This is a genomic window from Hymenobacter sp. (assembly GCF_036387835.1).
Lineage (GTDB): Bacteria > Bacteroidota > Bacteroidia > Cytophagales > Hymenobacteraceae > Hymenobacter.
Map to the genome: position 1 here is coordinate 44,726 of NZ_DASVSY010000074.1, position 19,813 is coordinate 64,538.

Below are 19,813 nucleotides of genomic sequence, written 5' to 3' on the forward strand. Positions count from 1 at the left end.
TACCACAACGTCAGCACGCGAGATACTTCGCCTCCGGCTCTGCATGACGTCCTACCTAAAACGCCCTAAGCACGACCAACTAAGCACCAAGCACTATGAACACCTTAGTTTGTATAGAACCCGGCCAGTTCGGCTACGAAGACCGGCCCTTGCCCGCCGTGCCGGAAGGGCAGGCGCTGCTGCGCATCCGGCGCGTCGGTATCTGCGGCACCGATTTGCACGCCTATGAAGGCACGCAGCCTTTTTTTGCGTATCCGCGGGTGCTTGGACACGAGTTGGCGGGTGAGCTGGTAACGGATGTGCCGGGGTTTGAAGCAGGCGAGGCCGTCACATTTATTCCGTATTTCAACTGCGGCATCTGTATTGCCTGCCGCTTGGGCTTGCCTAACTGCTGCACCCACATCAATGTGTGCGGCGTGCATTCTGATGGCGGTATGGGCGAATACCTATCGGTGCCGGCGTACTCATTGGTGCACGGCCAGGGCTTAAGCTACGATGAGCTGGCCCTGATAGAACCGCTAGCCATTGGCGCCCACGGGGTGCGCCGCGCCGGCGTACGGCCCGGCGAGTTTGTGTTGGTGGTAGGAGCAGGGCCCATTGGCCTCGGCATCATGGAGTTTGCCCGGATTGCCGGCGCCCACGTCATTGCCCTCGACATCAACGAGCAGCGACTCGCCTTCTGTAAAGACAAGTTGCAGGTAACTCACACCATCAATGCCCTGGCGCCCGACGTTGCCGAGCAGCTCCGCGCCATCACCCACGGCGACATGCCCACGGTGGTAATTGATGCTACCGGCAGTCTGAAGGCCATCAACAACGCCTTCAGCTACTTGGCCCACGGCGGCCGGTACGTGCTGGTGGGTTTGCAGAAGGGTGACATTAGCTTCTCGCACCCCGAGTTTCACAAGCGTGAAGCCACGCTCATGAGCAGCCGCAATGCCACTCGCGAAGATTTCGAGCACGTTATTGCCTCTATGAAAGCGGGCTTGGTGCAGCCGACCACCTACATCACCCACCGAGTACCCTTCAACCAAGTGCAGGCAGAATTCGCCAGCTGGCTCGACCCTGCTACGGGCGTCATTAAAGCCATGGTGGAACTGTAGTAGTTGCACGAGAATGTTGTGTCGAGGTATGTGGCGCATCAAGCCAGGGATTGAAGCATATTGCGTGCTGAGGTTGTGGTACTAGCTGTCATGCTGACGAGAGGAAGCATTTCGCCTGTTTCGTGGCTGACGCCGAAGTAAAGCATTTCGATACCTGATGTTTAAGTAGTGTGCAGAGACAGAGGCTGTAGCGCGAGGCGCAGGTTTCGCGCTACAGCCTCTGTCTCTGTAACAACCTTGGAAACCAACTTTAGCATTTATTCACCAAACATTTTCCTTCCGCTCCAGCCATGAAAAAAATCCTGCCTTTCGCGTTGTTAAGCTTATCCGGACTGCTGGCTGGTTCACCAACCAGTGCGCAAACCTCACCTGCTAAACCGCCGGTGGATGCTGCGAAGATGGCGTGGTGGAAGGATGCTAAGTTTGGAATGTTCATTCACTGGGGGCTGTACGCCGTGCCCGCTGGCACCTACGACGGCAAGCGCATTCCCGACATTGGGGAGTGGATTATGAACAACGGCAAGATTCCGGTGGCCCGGTACCGCGCTTACGCCAAGGAATTTAACCCCGTGAAATACGACCCCGAGGCCTGGGTGCGCATGGCCAAGGAGGCGGGCATGAAGTACATTGTCATCACGTCCAAGCACCACGACGGCTTTGCTCTCTTCGACTCGAAAGTAACCACCTGGGACGTGGTAGATGCTACGCCCTACGGCAAGGACCTCATCAAACCACTAGCCGAGGCCTGCCACAAACAAGGAATAAAACTCGGGTTCTATTACTCGCAGGCACAAGACTGGAACCACCCCGGCGGCCAGGCCTCGAAAGGGCACTGGGACAAAGCCCAAGACGGCGACTTCGACACCTACCTCGACCAGATTGCCGTGCCACAAGTGCGCGAAATTCTCTCCAATTACGGCGACGTAGACATTCTGTGGTGGGATACGCCGCAGGAAATGACACCGGCCCGGGCCGCTAAGTTCAAGCCTCTGCTAGACGCGCACCCCAAGCTGATAACCAACAACCGCCTCGGCGGCAACCAGCCCGGCGACACCGACACGCCCGAGCAATTTGTGCCCCCTACTGGCTTCCCCGGCCGCAACTGGGAAACCTGCATGACCATGAACGACACCTGGGGCTACAAGTCGTACGACACCGACTGGAAAAGCTCGGAGACACTAATCCGCAGCCTGGCCGATGCGGTAAGTAAGGGCGGCAACTTCCTGCTGAACGTGGGACCCACGGCGCAAGGCGAGATTCCAGCGGCCAGCGTGGAGCGGCTGGCAGCTATTGGCAAGTGGGTGAAAGTCAACCAGGCTTCTATCTACGGCACCACCCCAAGTCCGTTTTCCTATCTGTCGTGGGGGCGGTGCACGCGCAAGGGGCAGCAGCTGTTTCTGCACGTTTTCGACTACCCGGCTAACGGCGAGTTGCGCGTGCCGATGAGCAACAAAATCAGCCGGGCTTACTTGCTGGCGTCGCCCGCTAAGAACTTGCTTGTCCAACCCCAAAAGCAGCTTTCCGTCGTGAAGCTGCCAACTCAGGCCCCCGACCCAATTAATACGGTAGTGGTGGTCGAGTTTGAGGGCGAGCCCGCCATAGCGCCCCCGCCGATAACCGGCAAGCAGGCCACCGCTTCGTCGCAGCTGTCGGCGAAGGAGGGTGCCAGCAGCTTGCTTGATGGCGACCGGCAAACCCGCTGGACTGCCGCCAAGGGAGAGCACAATGCCACTGTAGGCGTAAATTTAGGCAAACCTACCAGCATTTCCTGCCTGATCGTAGACGAGCCCTGGCAGCCCTGGGAGCGAAAGCAGCAGCAGATTCAGTTGCAATACAAGCAAGGCAGCGAGTGGAAAACCGCCGCCGACGTAAAAACTGGTGGTGCCGGCCACATTGCTAAATTCAGTGCGGTTACGGCCCAAGAGTTTCGATTGGTGGTGGCCAACAAAACCAACGAACCTTCTCTGCTGGAGTGGCAGCTCTACGGGGCCGAGTAGGCGGGCGCTAATTGAGTTTATAGCGTAAACCGCTACCGTCGTGATGCCACGACGGTAGCGGTTTACTTTTGATGTCGATTGCCGGCGGAAATTTGCCGTGCAGAGGATGGATTCCGCTACTTTTGCCGCTGCTGTGGCCGCTGTGGCTGCGGGCGGCTATTAAGCGTACCAGGGTTTGGCAACGGATTACAAGAAAGTGTGGCGGCAGACCCGGCAAGTGCTGCTGCAAGTGGTGGTGGCCTTGTTTCTGACGTCGGTGGCGTGGGTGCTAATGTACCGGTGGGTTTCGCCGCCCGCCACTTGGCTTATGCTCGACCGTCGGGCGTATGCACCCGTTGGCAAAGGCTACTATGGCATTCAGGAAGACGACCGGCGCATTCGGTACTACTTCAAGAGCCTTGATGAAGTGTCGCCGCAGGTGCCATTGGCCCTCATTGCGGCCGAAGACCAGCGCTTTTTGCTGCACCACGGCTTCGATGGCAATGCTCTTTGGAATGCAGCCAAGTACAACTTCAGCGGCGGCAAGCGTCTGCGCGGCGGCAGCACCATCTCGCAGCAAGTCGCCAAAAACGTGTTTCTGTGGCAGGGCCGCAGCTATATCCGCAAAGCGGCCGAAGCCTATTTCACCGTCCTCATCGAGCTGCTGTGGGACAAGCGGCGCATCATGGAAATGTACTTGAGTGTGGCCGAAATGGGCGACTGCACCTTTGGCGTGGAAGCCGCCTCGCAACGCTACTTTCGTAAGTCAGCCGACAAAATCACGGCCAGCGAAGCCGCGCTGCTGGCGGGCGTACTGCCCAATCCCCTGCGTTTCCGGGCCAGCAACCCCGGCCCGCAGGCCCGCGCCAAGCAGCAGCGGGTATTGCGCAATATGCGCCGCCTTGGCGGGACGGCTTACGTGCAGGAGTTGGTTGAAGAATAGCTGTTCGCCGAAAGCGTAGGCTTGCTATTCTGTTATCTTGGGCGTATGAAGCCCTTCCTCACCACACTCAGCCTGGCTGCACTGGCCGCCTGTACTTCTTCTCCGGCCGCCAAAATCACCGAGACCCCTGCCGAAACGCGCCGCGCCATCACCCAGCTGCTCGCCACCCAAACCGCCGCCTGGAACCGCGGCGACGTGGCCGGCTTCATGCAAGGCTACTGGCGCTCAGATTCGCTGGTGTTTATTGGTAAAAAAGGCCTGACCTACGGCTGGCAGCCTACCCTCGACAACTACCGCCGCAACTACCCCAATGCCGCCGCCATGGGCCAGCTTGGCTTCGACAATCTCCGCGTCACCCCCGACGGCCCCGATGCCGCCCACGTAGTAGGCCGCTGGCACCTAACCCGCCCCGGCCTCGGCGACCTGCAAGGGCACTACCTACTCGTCCTGCGCCACCTCAACGGCCAGTGGGTCATCGTCGCCGACCATTCCAGCTAGAGGTGAATTTGTAAATTTGTGAAGTGGTGAATCTGACGTTCTAGTGGCGTGTTTCTGCCTAGTAGGTGCAAGCGGCGCAGCCAGAACGTCAAACTCACTACTTCACAATTTCGCAAATTCACCTATTGCATCACGGGCTTGCCGGTACCCTCACCGTCCAGCTCGTCAGAAGTGCCGGGCGTTTCGTCTTTGGTCTTTTCTTGTTGCACGGCTGGAATAGCTTCCTGGAAGATGAGACCAACTTTGGCGGCGTGTTCGGCGGCTTGCACGGTGTCTTGCACCAGTAACATTTCCACTTTGTCGTTGCGCAGCTCTTCGCTGACACGCTCCACCATGGCGGCGCGGTCGGGGCGCTTGAGAATGTCGCGGATGTAGATGGCGAGGATGCGGCCGGGGTGACGGCGCACTACTTCACGGTAGATGTTGGCGTCTTCCTGCCCCGAGTCGCCAATGAGCACGAACTGTAGCTTGGGGTAGGTGAGGAGCAGGTTGTCGATTTCCTTGAGCTTGTGGCCGTGGTGCGCCGTGGCGTCGCCATCTTTCTTGCCGCCAATGGCAAAATCGCGCAACAGAAGTGGGCCGGGTGGTATTTCGTTTAAGGCCAGAAAGTCCTCCAGCAAATCGTAGAGGTTCCAGGGCGAGCTGCTGACGTAAAAGAACGGGTTGTTGCGCTTGCCGTTGCGGCCTAGCTGTAAGGCCCTATAAAACTCAGCCACGCCTTTGAAGGGCAGGCGGGAGTGGGCATTGCGCACGAGCACCGTACGGGCCATGCGCAGCAAATCAGTGGAAGCCGTTTGGATAACGGTATCATCGAGGTCGGAGATGATGCCATACTCGGCGTCGGCGGGCGGGATGAGTACGGGCGCCGATGCTCGCAGGCCCTCTGGCGTGGGGAAGGGAGCAGGCGCCTGCTGCAGCAGCACCTCCACCGGATACCACATAAAGTCGATGGGCTCGGGCAGACTTTGGGGCGTTAGGTTCAGCGTGAAGTAGCCCTCCTCATCGGTTACTACCGGGTGCTCGGTGCCGTCGGAGGAGTGCACCAGCAGCTGCGCGCCACTGATTTCGTTGCTCTCGAAACGGCGGTACATATTGAGCAGATTATGCCAGCGCGAATCGCCCTCGCCGGGCTCGCCAATGCCTTTGTCGGTGAGCAGGCGGCCCTTTACGTAGAGGCGGGTGGGCGTGCCATAGCTGCGGTAAGGTACTATCTGGAGCGGGTGCAGCAGCCCCAACCGGGCGCGGGTACGGGTGATGAGGTCGTCGGCGCGGTCGGCCAGGCTGCCAATCTTGTTGAGTAGAGACATACCCGCAAGTACGCGGGTAAAGCTGAATTTGATGCTTGAGTTTAATTTGCCCCAACAACAAAAACTGAAGGCCAGCTACTTCTGCGGCTGGCCTTCTGTGTAAGAAAATAGAACCTGCTAGCTGGAAAGTACGCTTTGGCTTGCGCTTCAGCACCAGAGCAGCCTTGCGCTTAACTTGCGCTTAAATGATGCGCTTCAGTTCCTCGAAGTTGCTGTTTGAAACGCTGCGGCCCTGGCACTTCAGCTCGGCGGCTTTGGCCTGAATGTCCTGAACGCGCGAGCCGGGGTTGGGGTGTGTGCTTAGAAACTCTGGTGTGTTGGCGCCCCCCTGCGCCTCCGACTTAATAAAGAAACCAGCAGCGCCATCGCAAGCGTAAGTGGTCTTGTTGAGGTAGATAACCGAGTATTGATCTGCCTCCCGTTCAAAGTCGCGGCTGAAGCTCAATTGGCCTAAGCCGGCTGCAATTTGCACTAGTTGGCCAGGGTTTTCACCGAGTACGAGGCCAAGTAGTGTTTCTATGCCGTACTGTTGCTGGAGCTGCCGCGACGTGTGCCGCCGGTCGGCGTGGGCAATTTCGTGCCCAAGCACCCCGGCCAGCTGGCTTTCGTCTTCCAGAAACTTGATCAACCCCGAATACACGTAAATGTGGCCGCCGGGGGTGGCAAAGGCGTTTTGAGTAGCGTCGTCCTTGATGATCTTTACATCCCAAGGAAAATCGTTGCGGTATTGTAGCTCCCCCGAGTTCAAAACCTTGTTTACCACCCCATCGAGCAGTTCGTAGGCACGTTTGTTGGCCGAGTTTGAGCGTTCCAGCAGTTGGCCTTTGGCGCGGTACGTGGAATCGGTTTGGGCGGCTACTTGCTCGCCAAGAGCTTTATCGTCTTCAATAGAAAACAAGATGGGATTCCCGTTTTCGTCGGTGCAGGCGGCAGTGCCACCAAGAGTAGCAGCTAAAGAGAGTAGGAGCAGTGGTTTAAGAGAAAAGAGGCGCATTAAAAAGCGAATTGGTAGGAGAAAAAAGTGCTGATTTTCGGCTGGAAAGAAAAAACGATGCCAGAAATTGTAATCCGTACGGGCAGTAGCATTTTCGGGTTGTTGCGGTGGGTTTGTGGCAGCTAGCGGCCGGAGAATCAGAGAGAAAAAATAGTTGGTAGCTGAATCCTGAGCCCTCACTTGCACCCACCGCAAGGGGCAGCGCTGGCGGCATACGATGGCAAACAGAAATTGGCTGACCAGTGGAAATACCTTTCTGGATGATATGCCGTACACGAATGTCCACCCGCCACCTTGGCGCTCCGCCTCCGTTTTACTTTGCTTTATGTCTACTGTCACCCTACCGCGGCCCAAAACCAAGAAGAAGCGCCTGGCGCCTCTCGAAGATTCGCACGAGCTTTACAAGGACCCCGCCCGGCAAGCCGAACTGGCCGGCTTACGCTACCGCACCGACACCAAGCCCGCCCTCACCCGGCAGGCCGGCCCCGACGGTACGTTCACCTACCACAAGGCCAACGGCGAGCTAATCACCGACGGCAAAATCCTGGAGCGTATTAAAAGCTTCGTGATTCCGCCGGCCTGGACCAACGTGTGGATTTCCGATTCCCCCGACAGCCACCTGCAAGTAACCGGCCGCGACGCCAAGGGTCGTAAGCAGTACCGCTACCATCCCGCTTGGGACCAAGCCCGCAGCCTCACCAAGTTCAGCCGCTTGCGCGCTTTCGGCGAAAAGCTAGCTGACCTGCGCCGGCAGATGCAAAAAGATCTGGCTCGCCCCGAGCTCGACAAAACCAAAGTGGTAGCCTTGGTGCTCACGCTCATGGACCGCTCCTACATCCGCATTGGCAACAAGGAATACGCCAAGGAAAACAAAACCTACGGCCTCACCACCCTCCGCGACAAACACGTGCAAGTAAGCGGCGCCGATACTCGCTTTGCCTTCGTAGGGAAAAAAGGCGTGGCCCACGACCTCACCATCCACGACCGGAAGCTGGCCCGACTGGTGCAGAAGTGCAAGGAAATACCCGGCCAGCACCTGTTCCAGTACTACACCCCCGACGGCCACCGCGCCGAGCTGGAATCTGGCGACGTAAACGAGTACCTGCAGCAGGTAACCGGCCTGGCGCTATCGGCCAAAGACTTCCGCACCTGGGGCGGCACCGTCAAAATGGTGGAATGTCTGGAAACCGTCCTCAACGAAGAGCCCGAATTTCCGAAGCCCAAAAGCTTGAAACGTGCCCTGCAAGATGTAGCCCATGAGCTTGGCAACACGCCCACTGTCTGCTCGAAATACTACATCCACCCCCAAGTAGTCGAACTCTTCAACACCGACAAGCTCATCGACTACCTCCGCCGCCACGACGCCGACCCCAACGAAAACGACCTCCTAACCCCTACCGAACACATGGTGCTCGACATGCTGGCGGAGCTGGAAGTGGTGAAATTGTGAAGGGTGAAGTTGTGAGTTTGATGTTCTGGCCGCGCATATAGTGCGAATAGAACATCAAACTCACAACTTCACCCTTCACAATTTCACCTTCCCGAACCGTCCCGGTCGAAGGCGTGGGAGGTGACGCCGTGGGTGGTCTTGTCTTTTAGCTCGGGGGCGGGTTCGAAAGTATTATTGCGGGCCGTGTCGTAGAAGCGAGTTTTGCGACGCATACCAGCTACGCGCGATTTGTCGATAACCAGGTCTTCCTGCGGGCCGCCGTAGATGTTCACGAACGGGCTGCGCCGCACCTTACCGCGTAGCTCGAACACGTCTTTGCCTTGCAGGCCATGAAGGTTGATGCTGTGCGTTTCGGTAGGATTGAAGTGGCGCCGGTAAAGCAGCGAATCGGGGCGCGGAGGCTTGTTGCTCGCCTTGAAGTGCCGATACACCGAAACCACCGTGGCTGTGTCGTTGAGGCGGTCCACTACAAACCGTTCGTCTTCGTCGGTGCCAGCTACCAGCACGTGGCGCGCCCGTTGCTGATAGAATTCGTTGGCTACTTCGGGTAGCGCATCGCGGCGGGCGCGCAGGGCCGCCACCATGCTGGCTCCTTCGCGCTGGTAAACCTCGCGGGGCAAGCCTTGCCGAACGGCTGATTCGATAACGGCGTCGGTGAGGCGCTTTTGCAGGTCGCGGGCCGCGGCGAGGTAAGCGGGGCGGGTTTGCCGGGTCAGCACTTGCTCGTCGAGGTAGCGGGCGTTGCGCGTGTAACCTTCTATGCTTTCGTAGTGCGGGCCAAACGTGCGGAACTTGCGCACGACTTTACTGGCCAGCCAGGGAATAAACCCATCGTCGAAGCGAAAAAATACTTGGTCGCGGTCCTGCGGGACAGGGGTCCAGCGGGTACCGCCTTGGGCTTGGACATACGCAGCCCAGGTCCACTGGCCTTCGTGTCGGTCCCAATCGCCAAGCCACAAGTCGAGCAGGCGGGCCCGCAGGAAAGTGGCTTCGTCGATGGTGTGCTGCCCGGTTTGGTAGCGTTTGGCCAGCATGTAGTCGGTTTCTTCCAAGGCAGTAGCCCCCGGCAGGCGCCCGGCAATGTTCGTTTCGCCTTCCAGCTTTTCTTCCAGCAGCACCACCCGCCCCTGATACAGCGCCGACGCGGGCCCCAAGTTGGTTTCATCGGCCCGCACATAGAAAGCCCGTGGGTTGGTATGCGGTATGCCCGCAGCCTCGGCCAGCGGGGGTACCACAAAGGCCCCGTACGGATGCCCCGCCGACGTAGCATCGCGCACCAGATTCAAGACAAAGCTGTGCCGCAGCACTTTGGGCAAAGTTCGGTACGGGTTTTTATCGATAGTTCGTAGCGCATAGCCCTGGCCAGTAGAGGTCAGCACGGTCATGCTAGTAGTTTGAAAGCCGCCGCCTATTTTGCCGGGCCGCAAGCCGCCCGGTACAGTGGAAGCTACTTTCAGAACGGGTAGCGTCACGGGTTGCGTCCAGACCTGGCGGTGATGCGGACCTAGCAGCACCCGCCCGATGGGTCCGCGCTGGTAATGGCGGCCGGCCGTTACGCGGGCGCTATCGGCGGTAGCGGCAAGCGGAGCGGTGTCGGGCCGGGCATCGGGTTGGAAAAACTTCTGGCGGGCGCAGCCGGCGGAAAGCAGCAACAAGAAAACAAACGGGTAGCGAGGTATCATGCGGGGCGAAAAGCGCGGCTGGATTCCTTGAACGGCAATAAAGATGAGTTGTTAGCTATGGTTGTGTTTCAACCACTTTTTATTTAACTGAACTACCCGACAAGCCTGTTTTCAATCTAAATGACTTGCGGTTCAACCTCTGGTGTCGGGTTTACAGTATAAGGGAGCAGCCGGCCTCATAGGCATCTACTATCCCACTCCGTGTTACGTCTAGTTATTTCGCGCCGGGTCCAATTAACTGCTGGTTTGTGCGCCGTCGCTTTGTGCCAAGCTTGCTCGGCACCCGCGGCGCCTTCGGGGCCGCCCATTCCCGCCCACATCCGCCCCGATTCAACGGTGCGCGTGGCGGCTGGCACGCAATACCTGCGTTCCAAGCTACACCAGTTTTTTTGGGGCAAACACTACCGGGAGCTGTGGGCGCTGCCTGTGGAAGCGCCGGTATTCAATTTGCGGACGGCAGTGCCGGGCGGGCTGGTACCAGTGCAGGAGGGCGGCTCGTTTCAAACCAAAAACCTGCGCCTGATTGCGCGCGACGGTCGCCAGTATGTGCTGCGCTCCGTTGATAAAGATGCCACCAAGGCCTTGCCCGAAAGCCTGCAAAACGGTCTTGTTGCTCGGCTGATGAAAGATCAGACCAGCGTAATCAACCCCTACGGCGCCTACATTGTACCCCGGCTGGCGGAAGCAGTGGGCGTGTACCATACTAATCCGCGCCTGGTGTACGTGGCCAACGACCCGGGGCTAGGGGCCTTCCAAAAAGAGTTTGCCAATGCGCTTTACCTCTTCGAGGAGCGCCCTGAAGGCGACCAACGTCCGGTGGCCAGCTTCGGCAACTCCAGCCGGGTGGTAAGCTCGCGCCATGTGTTCAACAACCTGCTTGCCAACCCGCAGTACCGGGTAGAAGCGCGGCATTACCTACGGGCCCGGCTCTTCGATATGTGGCTCGGCGACTGGAGCCGGCGCGAAGACCAATGGCGGTGGGCCAGCTTCCCGACTGCCGGGGGCGGGGTGCAATACCGGCCTATTCCGCGCGACCGGGACCACGCTTTTTTCAAATTCAACGACGGCCTCCTAACCCATATCATCGGGTGGGTGAAGTCCAACTACCAAACCTTCGAGAATGATATTGGCCTGAGCAACGTGGCCGGCCTCAACCGGGCCGCCGAGCCCATGGACAAGTCGTTGCTGGTGTACTTGACCCGGCAGGACTTCCAGCAAATCGCCGATTCTATGCGGCAGCAGCTCTCCGATCCGGTTATCAAGGAGGCCTTGGCTGTGTGGCCCAAAGAGGTGTACGCACTAGCCGGCCAGGAGTTCGACGAGAAGCTGCGGAGCCGTCGCAACCAGTTGCCTTTGGTGGCCGATAAGTTCTACGAATTGCTGGCCCGCAATGTAGAAATACCCGGTACCGACGCCCCCGAGCGGTTTGTGGTAGAGGTGCCGGGTCCGCAACAGGTGCAGGTAAGCGTATACCAGATTGGCTCGGCCCGCCCCGATAGCCTGATAGGCCGTCGAATATTTCGGGTGGGCGAAACCAGTACGCTCAAACTGTATGGTTTGGGCGGTTCTGATGTTTTCGAGTTGAAAGCACTGCCATCTACCGGTGTCACGCTTGGCATCTACGATGGCGCCGGTCAGGATGCCGTGCTGGCCCCCGTTAAGCAAGCACCCACCCGCACGCGCATCACCGTATTTGATAGTGGCGACGGAAACAACCTGTTAGTTCCTGGGGCCGTGAAGGTGGAACGATACTTGCCTGCTGCCACCGAGTTCGACGCGGCGGGTTGGTTGCTCCGACACCGGCTCTACTAAGAACGTACCGATAGCTAAGTAGCAATACAAATTGACTGATTCTCTTATCTTTGCATTCCTCTTTTGACCTATGCAGAAATTTTCTACCCCTGAATACATTACTATTACCTACCGCGACGACCTTCAGATGTTGGTGGCCCGCTGGTTACGGCCTGCTACACCGGCCGAAACGCGGGAAGGATACCATTTCATCTTAAGGGCCGGCCTAAATTTCAAGTGTCCGTTTTGGCTGCTCGACGGGCGCCGGCGGCTCCCGGCCGACGCCGAAACCACCAAGTGGGGCCTTTTCGATTTTTTTCCGCAGTTGAGCGGGCAAATGGGCCAGCGAGTGTGCATTAGCCAGCTGCTCTCCCCAACCTATCAGCAGGCCACCGACAGTATGCCCGTGTTTCAGCAACTGGAGAGCACGCCGCAAACCTATCAGATGCGGCGCTTCAACGACGAAGCGCAGGCCGTCGACTGGTTGCGCCAATGCCAGCAGCACACCCTGCAGCCAAGCTGCCAGGTGCAAGGCACAGCACAAGTGCAGTGGTAAGGCTCTTGGTCTAGAGCAAGTGCTCTGCATAGGGCGCAAACAGCTCAGGCCGTGAGCCTCGACGGCCAACTATGGTTAGCAACGCCATTCGATACCATTCACGGCCCCGAGGGCCTACCCAACGGTAGCGGCGTTGTGCATAATCTACATGGGAAGCAGTTGGAGAAGGCAGTAGCTGGTTCATAGCGATAAGAGGGAAAGGAAGGAAGGCACTAATGCTGTAAAGCTAATCTGCTGACAACCCCGGGGCATCACATGTACATGTGATGCCCCGGGGTTGTTTTTTAGTTAACCAACTCACGAAAAAGCCCCGGCCAGCTAAGGATGGGACAAACAGAAACAAACCAAAGTAAGGTCAAGAAGCGGTGGCCTTGAAAAGCTTCACCTTGTCCTTGTGTTTGGTGCGCAGGTATTGCCTGATAATCTGCTGAACGTCTTTGTTGTCGTTGTAGCGCGTGATGATTGCCTTGAAATCGGCTAGGTTGCGGGCGCTGAAAGTGTCATCGACATAGGCAAAGCCTAAGTAGCGGCCATTTTCTACCAGTACCACCGTCTTCTCCTGCGCGCTCCGGCCTTTGCCCACCACCACAAACGAGCCGTGCTCGTACGTAAACGACTCGATGGCCTGTTCTACCCGAACGTTGTATTCGGCGGGCGGCTCCAGGCCTATACAGGCGCCCTTGCAGCGGTGCACCTGGTAGTCGAAGCACGAACCAGTGGTTTTGTATAGGTCGCAGAGCTTCTGGCAAAGGTTGAATTTGGCCACCTTATGAAACAGGAAACCCTTGGCCTTATACTGGTTGCCGAGTGCAATCAGCGGGTGCGATTCGGCGTGGTCGTCGGCGCGGCCGTAGTAGAGGTGCTTGTAGCCTTGCTCGTCGGTACGCAGGAAAATACCCGCCGGAAACACCGAACGGCGCTGTGCCCGGTTGTAAAGCGGTTTCAGTCGCTTGATTTCGTGCGACTCATAAAGCAGCGCTACCAGCTCCGAACCCGTCAGCTCCCAGGTGATATCGGCAATGGAGTTCTTGAACTCGATGCTTTTGCGCGACTTGTAATCGATGGCGAAGTGCTGCTGAATGCGCTTGTAGATGTTGATGCTCTTGCCCACATAAATCACCTCGCCCGCCTCGTTGTGGAAGTAGTAAACGCCCGCCTCATGGGGCAGCGTAGCCACTTTAGCGGGCGTGATGTTAGGCGGCAGCAAGGCCGTCCGAATAGCATCCTGCACGGCTTTCATCTTCCGCGCCGAAGGCTGCTTGGTCGCCACTGCGGTATCCCCATCACCAGCCACGGGGCGCCGACCGCTCGGTGCGGTGGCATCTACGGCGGCCAAGGTATCGGCCGGGGAAACCGATGGGTCACGCAGGCCCTCATCCTGCTGACTGATTTTTAGGAGCCGGTCGAAGAGGATGGCAGTTGCGGCGGCGTCGCCGGCGGCGCGGTGGCGGCCGTTGAGCGGAATGCCGATGTTCTGGCAAAGCTTGCCTAAGCTGTAGCTCGGCTGGCCCGGCATCAAGGAGCGGCTCAGGCGGACCGTGCACAGCGTTTTGCGCGAGTAGTTGTAGCCTAGATCTGCAAATTCCTTCTTCAGAAAACTGTAGTCGAAACGAACGTTGTGCGCCACAAACACGCAGCCTTCCGTCATTTCCACCACCTTGCGCGCTACCTCATGAAACTTGGGTGCCTCACGCACCATATCGTCGGTGATACCGGTAAGCTGCGTAATAAAAAACGGGATGGACCGGCCGGGGTTGAGCAGCGTTTCGTACTGATCCACCACCTTTTCACCATCATGAATGAAAATGGCTATTTCGGTGATGCGGTCCTGCGTAGGCTGGCCCCCAGTGGTTTCAAGGTCGATGATGGCGTACAAATGCGGCTCGGTATCGGGTAACGGAATAAGCTAGATCAGCAGTAGGTACAACAAAGATAGGCCCTGAGATGGTTGCATCGGCAGCCCAACAATACCATCCGGCAACAGCCTAACCAAGCGGCTAGCTTTGGGTGGCAAAGTTGCCAGCAGAAATTCCAGCAGGTTGAATAATACAACCCTCCACAAACAAAAAAGGCCCGCACGAAGCGGACCTTTTTTGTTTGCAAATACTTTTGCTAGCCTAGTGGCTAACTGCTTTCTGCTGCGTAATCCAGTTTTTAGCCGACAGAATCTCGCCGTGCTGCTGCTCGATAACCGTACGGGCTTCCGTAGGTAGCTCCGCCGATTTCAGTGCTGTTTCGTAAGCCTGCAAAGCTGTTGCATCGCCGGTTTCGCACTCACCTAGAATGGCAGCGTCGCTCTGGCCGGTAATAGCCGATTTAATGTTGATCCAGCCACGGTGTACAGCGGCCGCAGCATCAGTAGCCAAGCCTTCGATGGTGTTGCCTTCTTCAGGATTTATACCGAATTGCTGCGCGTGTTGGGTTAGCTCGGAAGCGAATTGCGCACGCTGCTGGCTTAGTTTGCTGAACTGACTCTTCAACTCTCCACTGGAAGCACCTTCAGACGCTTCCTGATAGCCTTTAGCAGCGGTTTTGTTGATTTCTACAAGGTCATTGTAAGCGCGGGCGATATCGCCAGTGATAGCAGCCATGATTGAAAAGTTTAGCCTGTGGAAAAGAAGTGAAGCAAATAGCCTGAGCTACTCGCACTAGCCTGTATACCTATCGAACGTGCTGCAGGTTGTCAGCAGACGAGTATAAAATTTAGCTTTACGATTCGGTTTTTTAACAGCCTATGGTTCAGTTGCCGGAAGGCGCCTGGTTGCCGGTTCGCCCGTTAACCTCTACTTTTGGCCTTGATCTTTGCCCTGGCCGGTGCTTTGCGGTACGTGCTGGTAGGTTTGCTATTTATCGTCGTTTATGAAGGTTTTTCAAGTCTCGCCGTCCGTCCCACGTTTGCTGAAGTTCAAGCAAACTGGAGCGGCTCGCTTGGCCCACGCCGCTTCACGGGATTTGCTGGCAGCTTTGCCGCTTGCCTTATGAAAAGCCTCCTGCTGCCACCGCACACCATGCGGGTTGAGACATACACGCCGAGCCACGCGGCCACGTGGGACGCGCTGGTGGCAACCTCTGCCAACGGGCCCTTCCTGTTCGCCCGCTCCTTCATGGACTACCACCAAGACCGGTTCACCGACCATTCCTGGCTGCTTTGGCAGGGTACTAAGCTACGGGCCATCTTCGCCGCCGCAGTTGCCCGCGACACTCTGGCTCCTGCCACGCTGGTGGCGCATCCCGGCCTCACCTACGGCGGCCTCGTGACGGTGCCCGGCGTGAAATACGCCGAGTTGGTGGTCATGCTGGACTTGCTACGGGCCGCGTGGCAGGCGGCAGGCTTCCAGCAGCTGCTGATTAAGCCCGTGCCGCGGGTGTTCAGCCGGCAGCCTTCCGAAAGCTTGTTGTTCTGGCTGCACCAGCAAGGGGCCGTGCTCCAAGCGCGCGAGCTTATTGCGGTGCTGGATTTAACGCAGCCCATCCGCATTGGAACCTGGCGGCGTGGCAACCTGCGCAAAGCCCGCCGCCACGGTGTGGTGGTGCAGCAAGCAACAGGGCACGACTACGCGCCTTATTGGCAACTCCTTACCGCCAACCTCCTAACCACCTACGGCTGCCAGCCCGTGCATACGCTCGCCGAAATAAGTGGCCTGCGCGACCGAAATCCTGGCCACTTGGAACTATGGGTGGCGTACGTAGGAGAGGAGATGGTAGCCGGCGTGCTGGTGTTTCAGGACGTTCGGCAAGGCTTTGCCCACACGCAGTACATTGCTGGCAGCCCCCGTGGCAAGCAAGTAGGCGCCGTCGACGCAATATTGGCACACCTGATCCGCGAGAAATCGGCGGGCTTCAAGCGCCTATCCTTCGGCACGTCCACCAAGCAAGACACGGGCTTGGTGAATGCGGGACTGCTAAACCAAAAAGAAGGCTTCGGAGCCGCAACGGAAGTGCTGGATACCTACCTACTTCCTTTAAGAGTAGCTGAATAGCTGAGTAAGGCGGTGCGTGGTAAGTCGCTACAAACTGTCATTAAAAAAGACAAGCCCTTGACGTGCGAGACGCAAGGGCTTGTTACATTCTTAAGCTGGCTTAAGCGAGTGGAGCAAGAAGTGCATCGTCGCATCCTCCCATATGAACACCAGAATACTTAGTTACTCCGCTGTTCAGTTACTTTCCCTAAGAAGGTGCTCCCCGAAGTCTGGCCCATAGGCGGCCGATGAAGTTGGGCGTCTGACTACCGGGCTTGGTAGAATCTTCGCCCTCGGCCGTATCCCCGAGCAAGAAGCCCCAGGGCTCGGTTGCTTTGTTGGAATCCAGCACCACTTTAATAACGGCCATCAGCGGAATGCTCAGGATCATGCCGGGCGTGCCCCACAGCGCATTACCCAGAATCAGGGCCAGAATAGCTGCCAGCGGGTTGATGCTCACTTGCGAGCCGGTAATCATGGGCGTGATGAAGTTGCCTTCCAGAAACTGCACCACCAGAAACACGCCAACCACGCCGGCGGCCTTCACCGGAGAGCCGGTTTCAACCAACGTTACAATGGCCGGCAGCGCGGCGCCAATCATGATACCGATGTAAGGAATGATGGCCAGCACCGAAGCAAAAATGGCAAAGAAGACCGCAAACTTCACCCCCAATGCCAACAGTCCAATGGCATTCAATATGGCCACAATGGCAATAACCTTCAGCAAACCGGAAATATAGGCTTGTACCACCGTCTGGATGCTGTCCATAGTATGCAGGGCCGATGTGCGCTTCTCGGGCTTTACAAACCGGAACATGAACTGCCGCAGGTGGTCCCGGTAAAGCAGCAAGCAGAAGATGTAGATAAACACCTGAGCTAAGTTGCTAAGCGCCGAGGTCGTGATGTTGAGCGTGGTACCCAGGTAAGAGCCGCCCGACTTTTTGAGCACGTTGAGGGTGGAGTCTTTCACGTCTTCCAGGCTCATGGGTGTGTAATTGAACTTCACCCGGGCCCATTCCTGTGTAGTGTTGAAAAAGTCCATCAGCTTCACTTGCAGCTTCGGCAGCTCGCCTTTGAACTGCGTGAGCTGCGAGCCAAAGCCGAGAATGATACCGACGAATATGGAAATCAAGATCAGCAAACACAGAATAATGGCCCAGACCCTGCCGATGCCGTGTTCTTCAAACCAGCGGCAGAGCGGTAAAAGCAGCAGCGAGAGCAGGGCCGAAAAGACCAGGGGTAGTAAGATGTCGTCAAGAACGCGCAGCGTATAGATCAGCAAAACCGCCCCCAGCATGAAAAAGGCGAACTGAATCATTGGAGCTTGCTTTACCGGCTCGCTTGCCTTATGGCTAGGCGGCGGCAAATGATGTTGAGTGGCAGGTGACTGCATATGCTAAAATTATTGGTAAAATCTGAGGCGAAAAAAAGGCTATTGTAGGCAGTTTGTGAAAATAATCCGGGAACAAAGGCGAAGGAAACGTGGTTGAGAGCTACTATTTTGCTAACTTGGCTAGCGAAATAAAAGCGCGGAAACGGCTATTTTCTGCGTTATTTTACCTCGAATTTGATTACCGTTTTCTCGATGGCTGAACTAGAAGTACTCCCTGCTACCGTTGCCGTGCCCGACCATGGCTACACCGAAGACAGCATCCGCTCCCTGGACTGGCGCGAACATATCCGGCTACGGCCCGGCATGTACATTGGCAAGCTCGGCGACGGTTCTGCTTACGACGATGGCATCTATGTGTTGGTGAAAGAAGTTATCGACAACTCGATTGACGAGCACGTGATGGGCCACGGCCGCACCATCGACATCAAAATATCCGACCAGCGCGTGCAGGTGCGCGATTACGGGCGCGGTATTCCGCTTGGTAAGGTGGTCGATGTAGTAAGCAAGATTAATACGGGCGGCAAATACGACAGCAAGGTCTTTCAGAAATCTGTTGGGTTAAACGGCGTCGGCACTAAGGCGGTTAATGCGCTCAGCAATTACTTTTTGGTGCAGAGCGTGCGCGAGGGCTTGATGAAGTCGGCGGAGTTTTCGCAGGGCAACCTCGTGCAAGATCCCAAGGCGGTGAAAACCAGCCAGCGCAACGGTACGCTCATCACATTTCAGCCCGACGATACGATTTTCCGCAACTACCGTTTCATCCCGGAGTACCTCGAAAATCAGATCTGGAACTACGTTTACCTGAACGCCGGGCTGACTATCAACTTCAACGGCCAGAAGTACTACTCCGAGCGAGGCCTGTTCGACTTGCTTTCTCGCAAAATCGACGAGGAAAGCCGCCGCTACGATATTATTCACCTGAAAGGGGAGGACATCGAGCTGGCGCTGACCCACGGCAACGACTACGGCGAAGAGTACTACTCGTTCGTGAACGGCCAGTACACCACGCAGGGCGGTACGCACCTGGCTGCCTTCCGTGAGGCCGTAGTGAAAACTCTGCGCGAGTTCTACAAGAAAGAATACGATGCCGCCGATATCCGGGGCTCGATTGTGGCCGCCATTTCGGTGCGGGTGCAGGAGCCGGTATTCGAGAGCCAAACCAAAACCAAGCTCGGTTCGATCAATATGGGCCACGACGGCCCCTCAGTGCGCGGCTTTATCCTGGACTTCGTAAAGGAGCACCTCGATAACTACCTGCACAAGAACCCGAATACAGCCGAAGCCCTTCGTAAGCGCATCGAGCAGAACGAGCGGGAGCGGAAGGATATGGCTGGCGTGAAGAAGCTGGCCAATCAGCGCGCCAAGAAAGCCAACCTGCACAACCGCAAGCTCCGCGACTGCCGCTTCCACCTCGGCGAAGGCAAGCAGGAGCAGGAAGCCTTAACCACGCTCTTCATCACCGAAGGAGATTCCGCCTCAGGCTCCATTACCAAGAGTCGCAACGTGGAAACGGAGGCCGTATTCAGCTTGCGCGGTAAGCCCTTGAACTGCTTCGGGCTGAAAAAGAAGATCGTATACGAGAACGAAGAGCTGAACCTGCTGCAACACGCCCTCAACATCGAGGAAGGCATAGAAGGCCTGCGCTACAACCGCGTGGTTGTAGCCACCGACGCCGACGTTGATGGCATGCACATCCGCTTGCTGCTGCTCACGTTCTTCCTGCAGTTCTTCCCCGACTTGGTGCGCAACGGCCACGTGTTCATCTTGGAAACGCCGCTCTTCCGCGTCCGCAACAAGAAAACCACCATCTACTGCTACAACGAGCAGGAAAAGCAGAACGCCATGCGCCAGCTTGGCCGCAACCCCGAGGTAACGCGTTTTAAAGGTTTAGGTGAGATTTCGCCCGATGAATTCGGCAAGTTCATTGGCGACAACATCAAGCTGGAACCCGTCATTCTGCAATCGGACCGCAGCATTCAGCAGGTGCTCAACTACTACATGGGCAAGAACACCCCCGCCCGCCAGGAATTCATCATCGAAAACCTGCGTCTGGAAAAGGATTTGGTGACTTCCGACGTGTTGCCGGTGGCCGAAGTGCCCGAGGAAGATCTGGCGTAGCCACAAGCATTCAGCAACCACCGCAGTTGCTAATCCTAGCCGC

Annotated in this window: 15 protein-coding genes; 9 read left to right on the forward strand and 6 right to left on the reverse strand. The window is 57.2% G+C overall.

Going from position 1 to position 19,813, the window contains the following annotated elements; translation table 11 throughout:
- The first annotated feature begins 95 nt into the window (after positions 1 to 95).
- From VF639_RS14460 to VF639_RS14475, 4 genes are all read left to right on the forward strand, one after another.
- Positions 96 to 1,103 carry a zinc-binding alcohol dehydrogenase family protein gene (locus VF639_RS14460; protein ID WP_331146628.1) on the forward strand — a complete coding sequence of 336 codons (1,008 nt, stop codon included), beginning with the start codon at positions 96 to 98 and terminating at the stop codon, positions 1,101 to 1,103.
- Positions 1,104 to 1,393: 290 nt separating this feature from the next.
- On the forward strand, positions 1,394 to 3,100 hold the full coding sequence (locus tag VF639_RS14465) for an alpha-L-fucosidase (RefSeq protein ID WP_331146629.1): 1,707 nt from the start codon (positions 1,394 to 1,396) through the stop codon (positions 3,098 to 3,100).
- A gap of 175 nt (positions 3,101 to 3,275) precedes the next feature.
- A complete protein-coding gene (gene mtgA, locus VF639_RS14470) occupies positions 3,276 to 4,022 on the forward strand; it encodes a monofunctional biosynthetic peptidoglycan transglycosylase (RefSeq protein WP_331146630.1) in 747 nt (248 codons plus the stop codon).
- Positions 4,023 to 4,067: 45 nt separating this feature from the next.
- The gene (locus VF639_RS14475; RefSeq protein ID WP_331146631.1) at positions 4,068 to 4,520 is read left to right on the forward strand and encodes a YybH family protein; all 453 of its coding nucleotides are present in this window, start codon (positions 4,068 to 4,070) and stop codon (positions 4,518 to 4,520) included.
- Between the two features lie 122 nt (positions 4,521 to 4,642).
- On the opposite strand, the gene VF639_RS14480 is transcribed toward VF639_RS14475, so the two are convergent.
- Together VF639_RS14480 and VF639_RS14485 are read right to left on the reverse strand one after the other, a co-directional pair.
- Positions 4,643 to 5,827, reverse strand: coding sequence for an App1 family protein (locus VF639_RS14480; RefSeq protein WP_331146632.1), 1,185 nt, complete (start codon positions 5,825 to 5,827; stop codon positions 4,643 to 4,645).
- Positions 5,828 to 6,008: 181 nt separating this feature from the next.
- Positions 6,009 to 6,821 (reverse strand): M48 family metalloprotease, encoded by an 813-nt coding sequence (locus VF639_RS14485; RefSeq protein ID WP_331146633.1) that lies wholly within the window; start codon positions 6,819 to 6,821, stop codon positions 6,009 to 6,011.
- Between the two features lie 325 nt (positions 6,822 to 7,146).
- Between VF639_RS14485 and VF639_RS14490 the strand changes: the two genes are divergently transcribed.
- Complete coding sequence (locus VF639_RS14490) at positions 7,147 to 8,271, forward strand: DNA topoisomerase IB (protein WP_331146634.1); 1,125 nt, start codon at positions 7,147 to 7,149, stop codon at positions 8,269 to 8,271.
- 83 nt (positions 8,272 to 8,354) lie between these two features.
- Here VF639_RS14490 and VF639_RS14495 read toward each other — a convergent pair whose 3' ends face one another.
- A complete protein-coding gene (locus tag VF639_RS14495; protein ID WP_331146635.1) occupies positions 8,355 to 9,953 on the reverse strand; it encodes a hypothetical protein in 1,599 nt (532 codons plus the stop codon).
- Positions 9,954 to 10,154: 201 nt separating this feature from the next.
- Between VF639_RS14495 and VF639_RS14500 the strand changes: the two genes are divergently transcribed.
- Positions 10,155 to 11,765: a hypothetical protein gene (locus tag VF639_RS14500; RefSeq protein WP_331146636.1), complete on the forward strand. Its 1,611-nt coding sequence runs from the start codon at positions 10,155 to 10,157 to the stop codon at positions 11,763 to 11,765.
- Between the two features lie 70 nt (positions 11,766 to 11,835).
- Positions 11,836 to 12,300: a hypothetical protein gene (locus VF639_RS14505; RefSeq protein WP_331146637.1), complete on the forward strand. Its 465-nt coding sequence runs from the start codon at positions 11,836 to 11,838 to the stop codon at positions 12,298 to 12,300.
- A 355-nt stretch (positions 12,301 to 12,655) separates the two neighbouring features.
- Here the strand turns inward: VF639_RS14505 and VF639_RS14510 are convergent, their stop codons facing one another.
- Both VF639_RS14510 and VF639_RS14515 read right to left on the reverse strand, forming a co-directional pair.
- Positions 12,656 to 14,176, reverse strand: a complete 1,521-nt coding sequence (locus VF639_RS14510; RefSeq protein WP_331146638.1) for an exonuclease domain-containing protein — start codon at positions 14,174 to 14,176, stop codon at positions 12,656 to 12,658.
- Between the two features lie 241 nt (positions 14,177 to 14,417).
- Positions 14,418 to 14,891, reverse strand: a complete 474-nt coding sequence (locus VF639_RS14515) for a ferritin-like domain-containing protein (protein ID WP_331146639.1) — start codon at positions 14,889 to 14,891, stop codon at positions 14,418 to 14,420.
- A gap of 387 nt (positions 14,892 to 15,278) precedes the next feature.
- On the opposite strand from VF639_RS14515, the gene VF639_RS14520 reads away from it, so the two are divergent.
- On the forward strand, positions 15,279 to 16,280 hold the full coding sequence (locus VF639_RS14520) for a GNAT family N-acetyltransferase (protein ID WP_331146640.1): 1,002 nt from the start codon (positions 15,279 to 15,281) through the stop codon (positions 16,278 to 16,280).
- A 187-nt stretch (positions 16,281 to 16,467) separates the two neighbouring features.
- On the opposite strand, the gene VF639_RS14525 is transcribed toward VF639_RS14520, so the two are convergent.
- On the reverse strand, positions 16,468 to 17,577 hold the full coding sequence (locus VF639_RS14525; RefSeq protein WP_331146641.1) for an AI-2E family transporter: 1,110 nt from the start codon (positions 17,575 to 17,577) through the stop codon (positions 16,468 to 16,470).
- A 267-nt stretch (positions 17,578 to 17,844) separates the two neighbouring features.
- Between VF639_RS14525 and VF639_RS14530 the strand changes: the two genes are divergently transcribed.
- Positions 17,845 to 19,770, forward strand: coding sequence for a DNA topoisomerase IV subunit B (locus tag VF639_RS14530; protein WP_331146642.1), 1,926 nt, complete (start codon positions 17,845 to 17,847; stop codon positions 19,768 to 19,770).
- Positions 19,771 to 19,813 lie beyond the last annotated feature (43 nt).

Coding starts and splice junctions, on each gene's coding strand:
- VF639_RS14490 (WP_331146634.1), top strand. CDS start 7,147: ATGTCTACTGTCACCCTACCGCGGCCCAAAACCAAGAAGAAGCGCCTG.
- VF639_RS14520 (WP_331146640.1), top strand. CDS start 15,279: ATGAAAAGCCTCCTGCTGCCACCGCACACCATGCGGGTTGAGACATAC.
- VF639_RS14525 (WP_331146641.1), bottom strand. CDS start 17,577: ATGATTCAGTTCGCCTTTTTCATGCTGGGGGCGGTTTTGCTGATCTAT.
- VF639_RS14530 (WP_331146642.1), top strand. CDS start 17,845: ATGGCTGAACTAGAAGTACTCCCTGCTACCGTTGCCGTGCCCGACCAT.
- VF639_RS14465 (WP_331146629.1), top strand. CDS start 1,394: ATGAAAAAAATCCTGCCTTTCGCGTTGTTAAGCTTATCCGGACTGCTG.
- VF639_RS14485 (WP_331146633.1), bottom strand. CDS start 6,821: ATGCGCCTCTTTTCTCTTAAACCACTGCTCCTACTCTCTTTAGCTGCT.
- VF639_RS14515 (WP_331146639.1), bottom strand. CDS start 14,891: ATGGCTGCTATCACTGGCGATATCGCCCGCGCTTACAATGACCTTGTA.
- VF639_RS14460 (WP_331146628.1), top strand. CDS start 96: ATGAACACCTTAGTTTGTATAGAACCCGGCCAGTTCGGCTACGAAGAC.
- VF639_RS14495 (WP_331146635.1), bottom strand. CDS start 9,953: ATGATACCTCGCTACCCGTTTGTTTTCTTGTTGCTGCTTTCCGCCGGC.
- VF639_RS14480 (WP_331146632.1), bottom strand. CDS start 5,827: ATGTCTCTACTCAACAAGATTGGCAGCCTGGCCGACCGCGCCGACGAC.
- VF639_RS14505 (WP_331146637.1), top strand. CDS start 11,836: ATGCAGAAATTTTCTACCCCTGAATACATTACTATTACCTACCGCGAC.
- VF639_RS14475 (WP_331146631.1), top strand. CDS start 4,068: ATGAAGCCCTTCCTCACCACACTCAGCCTGGCTGCACTGGCCGCCTGT.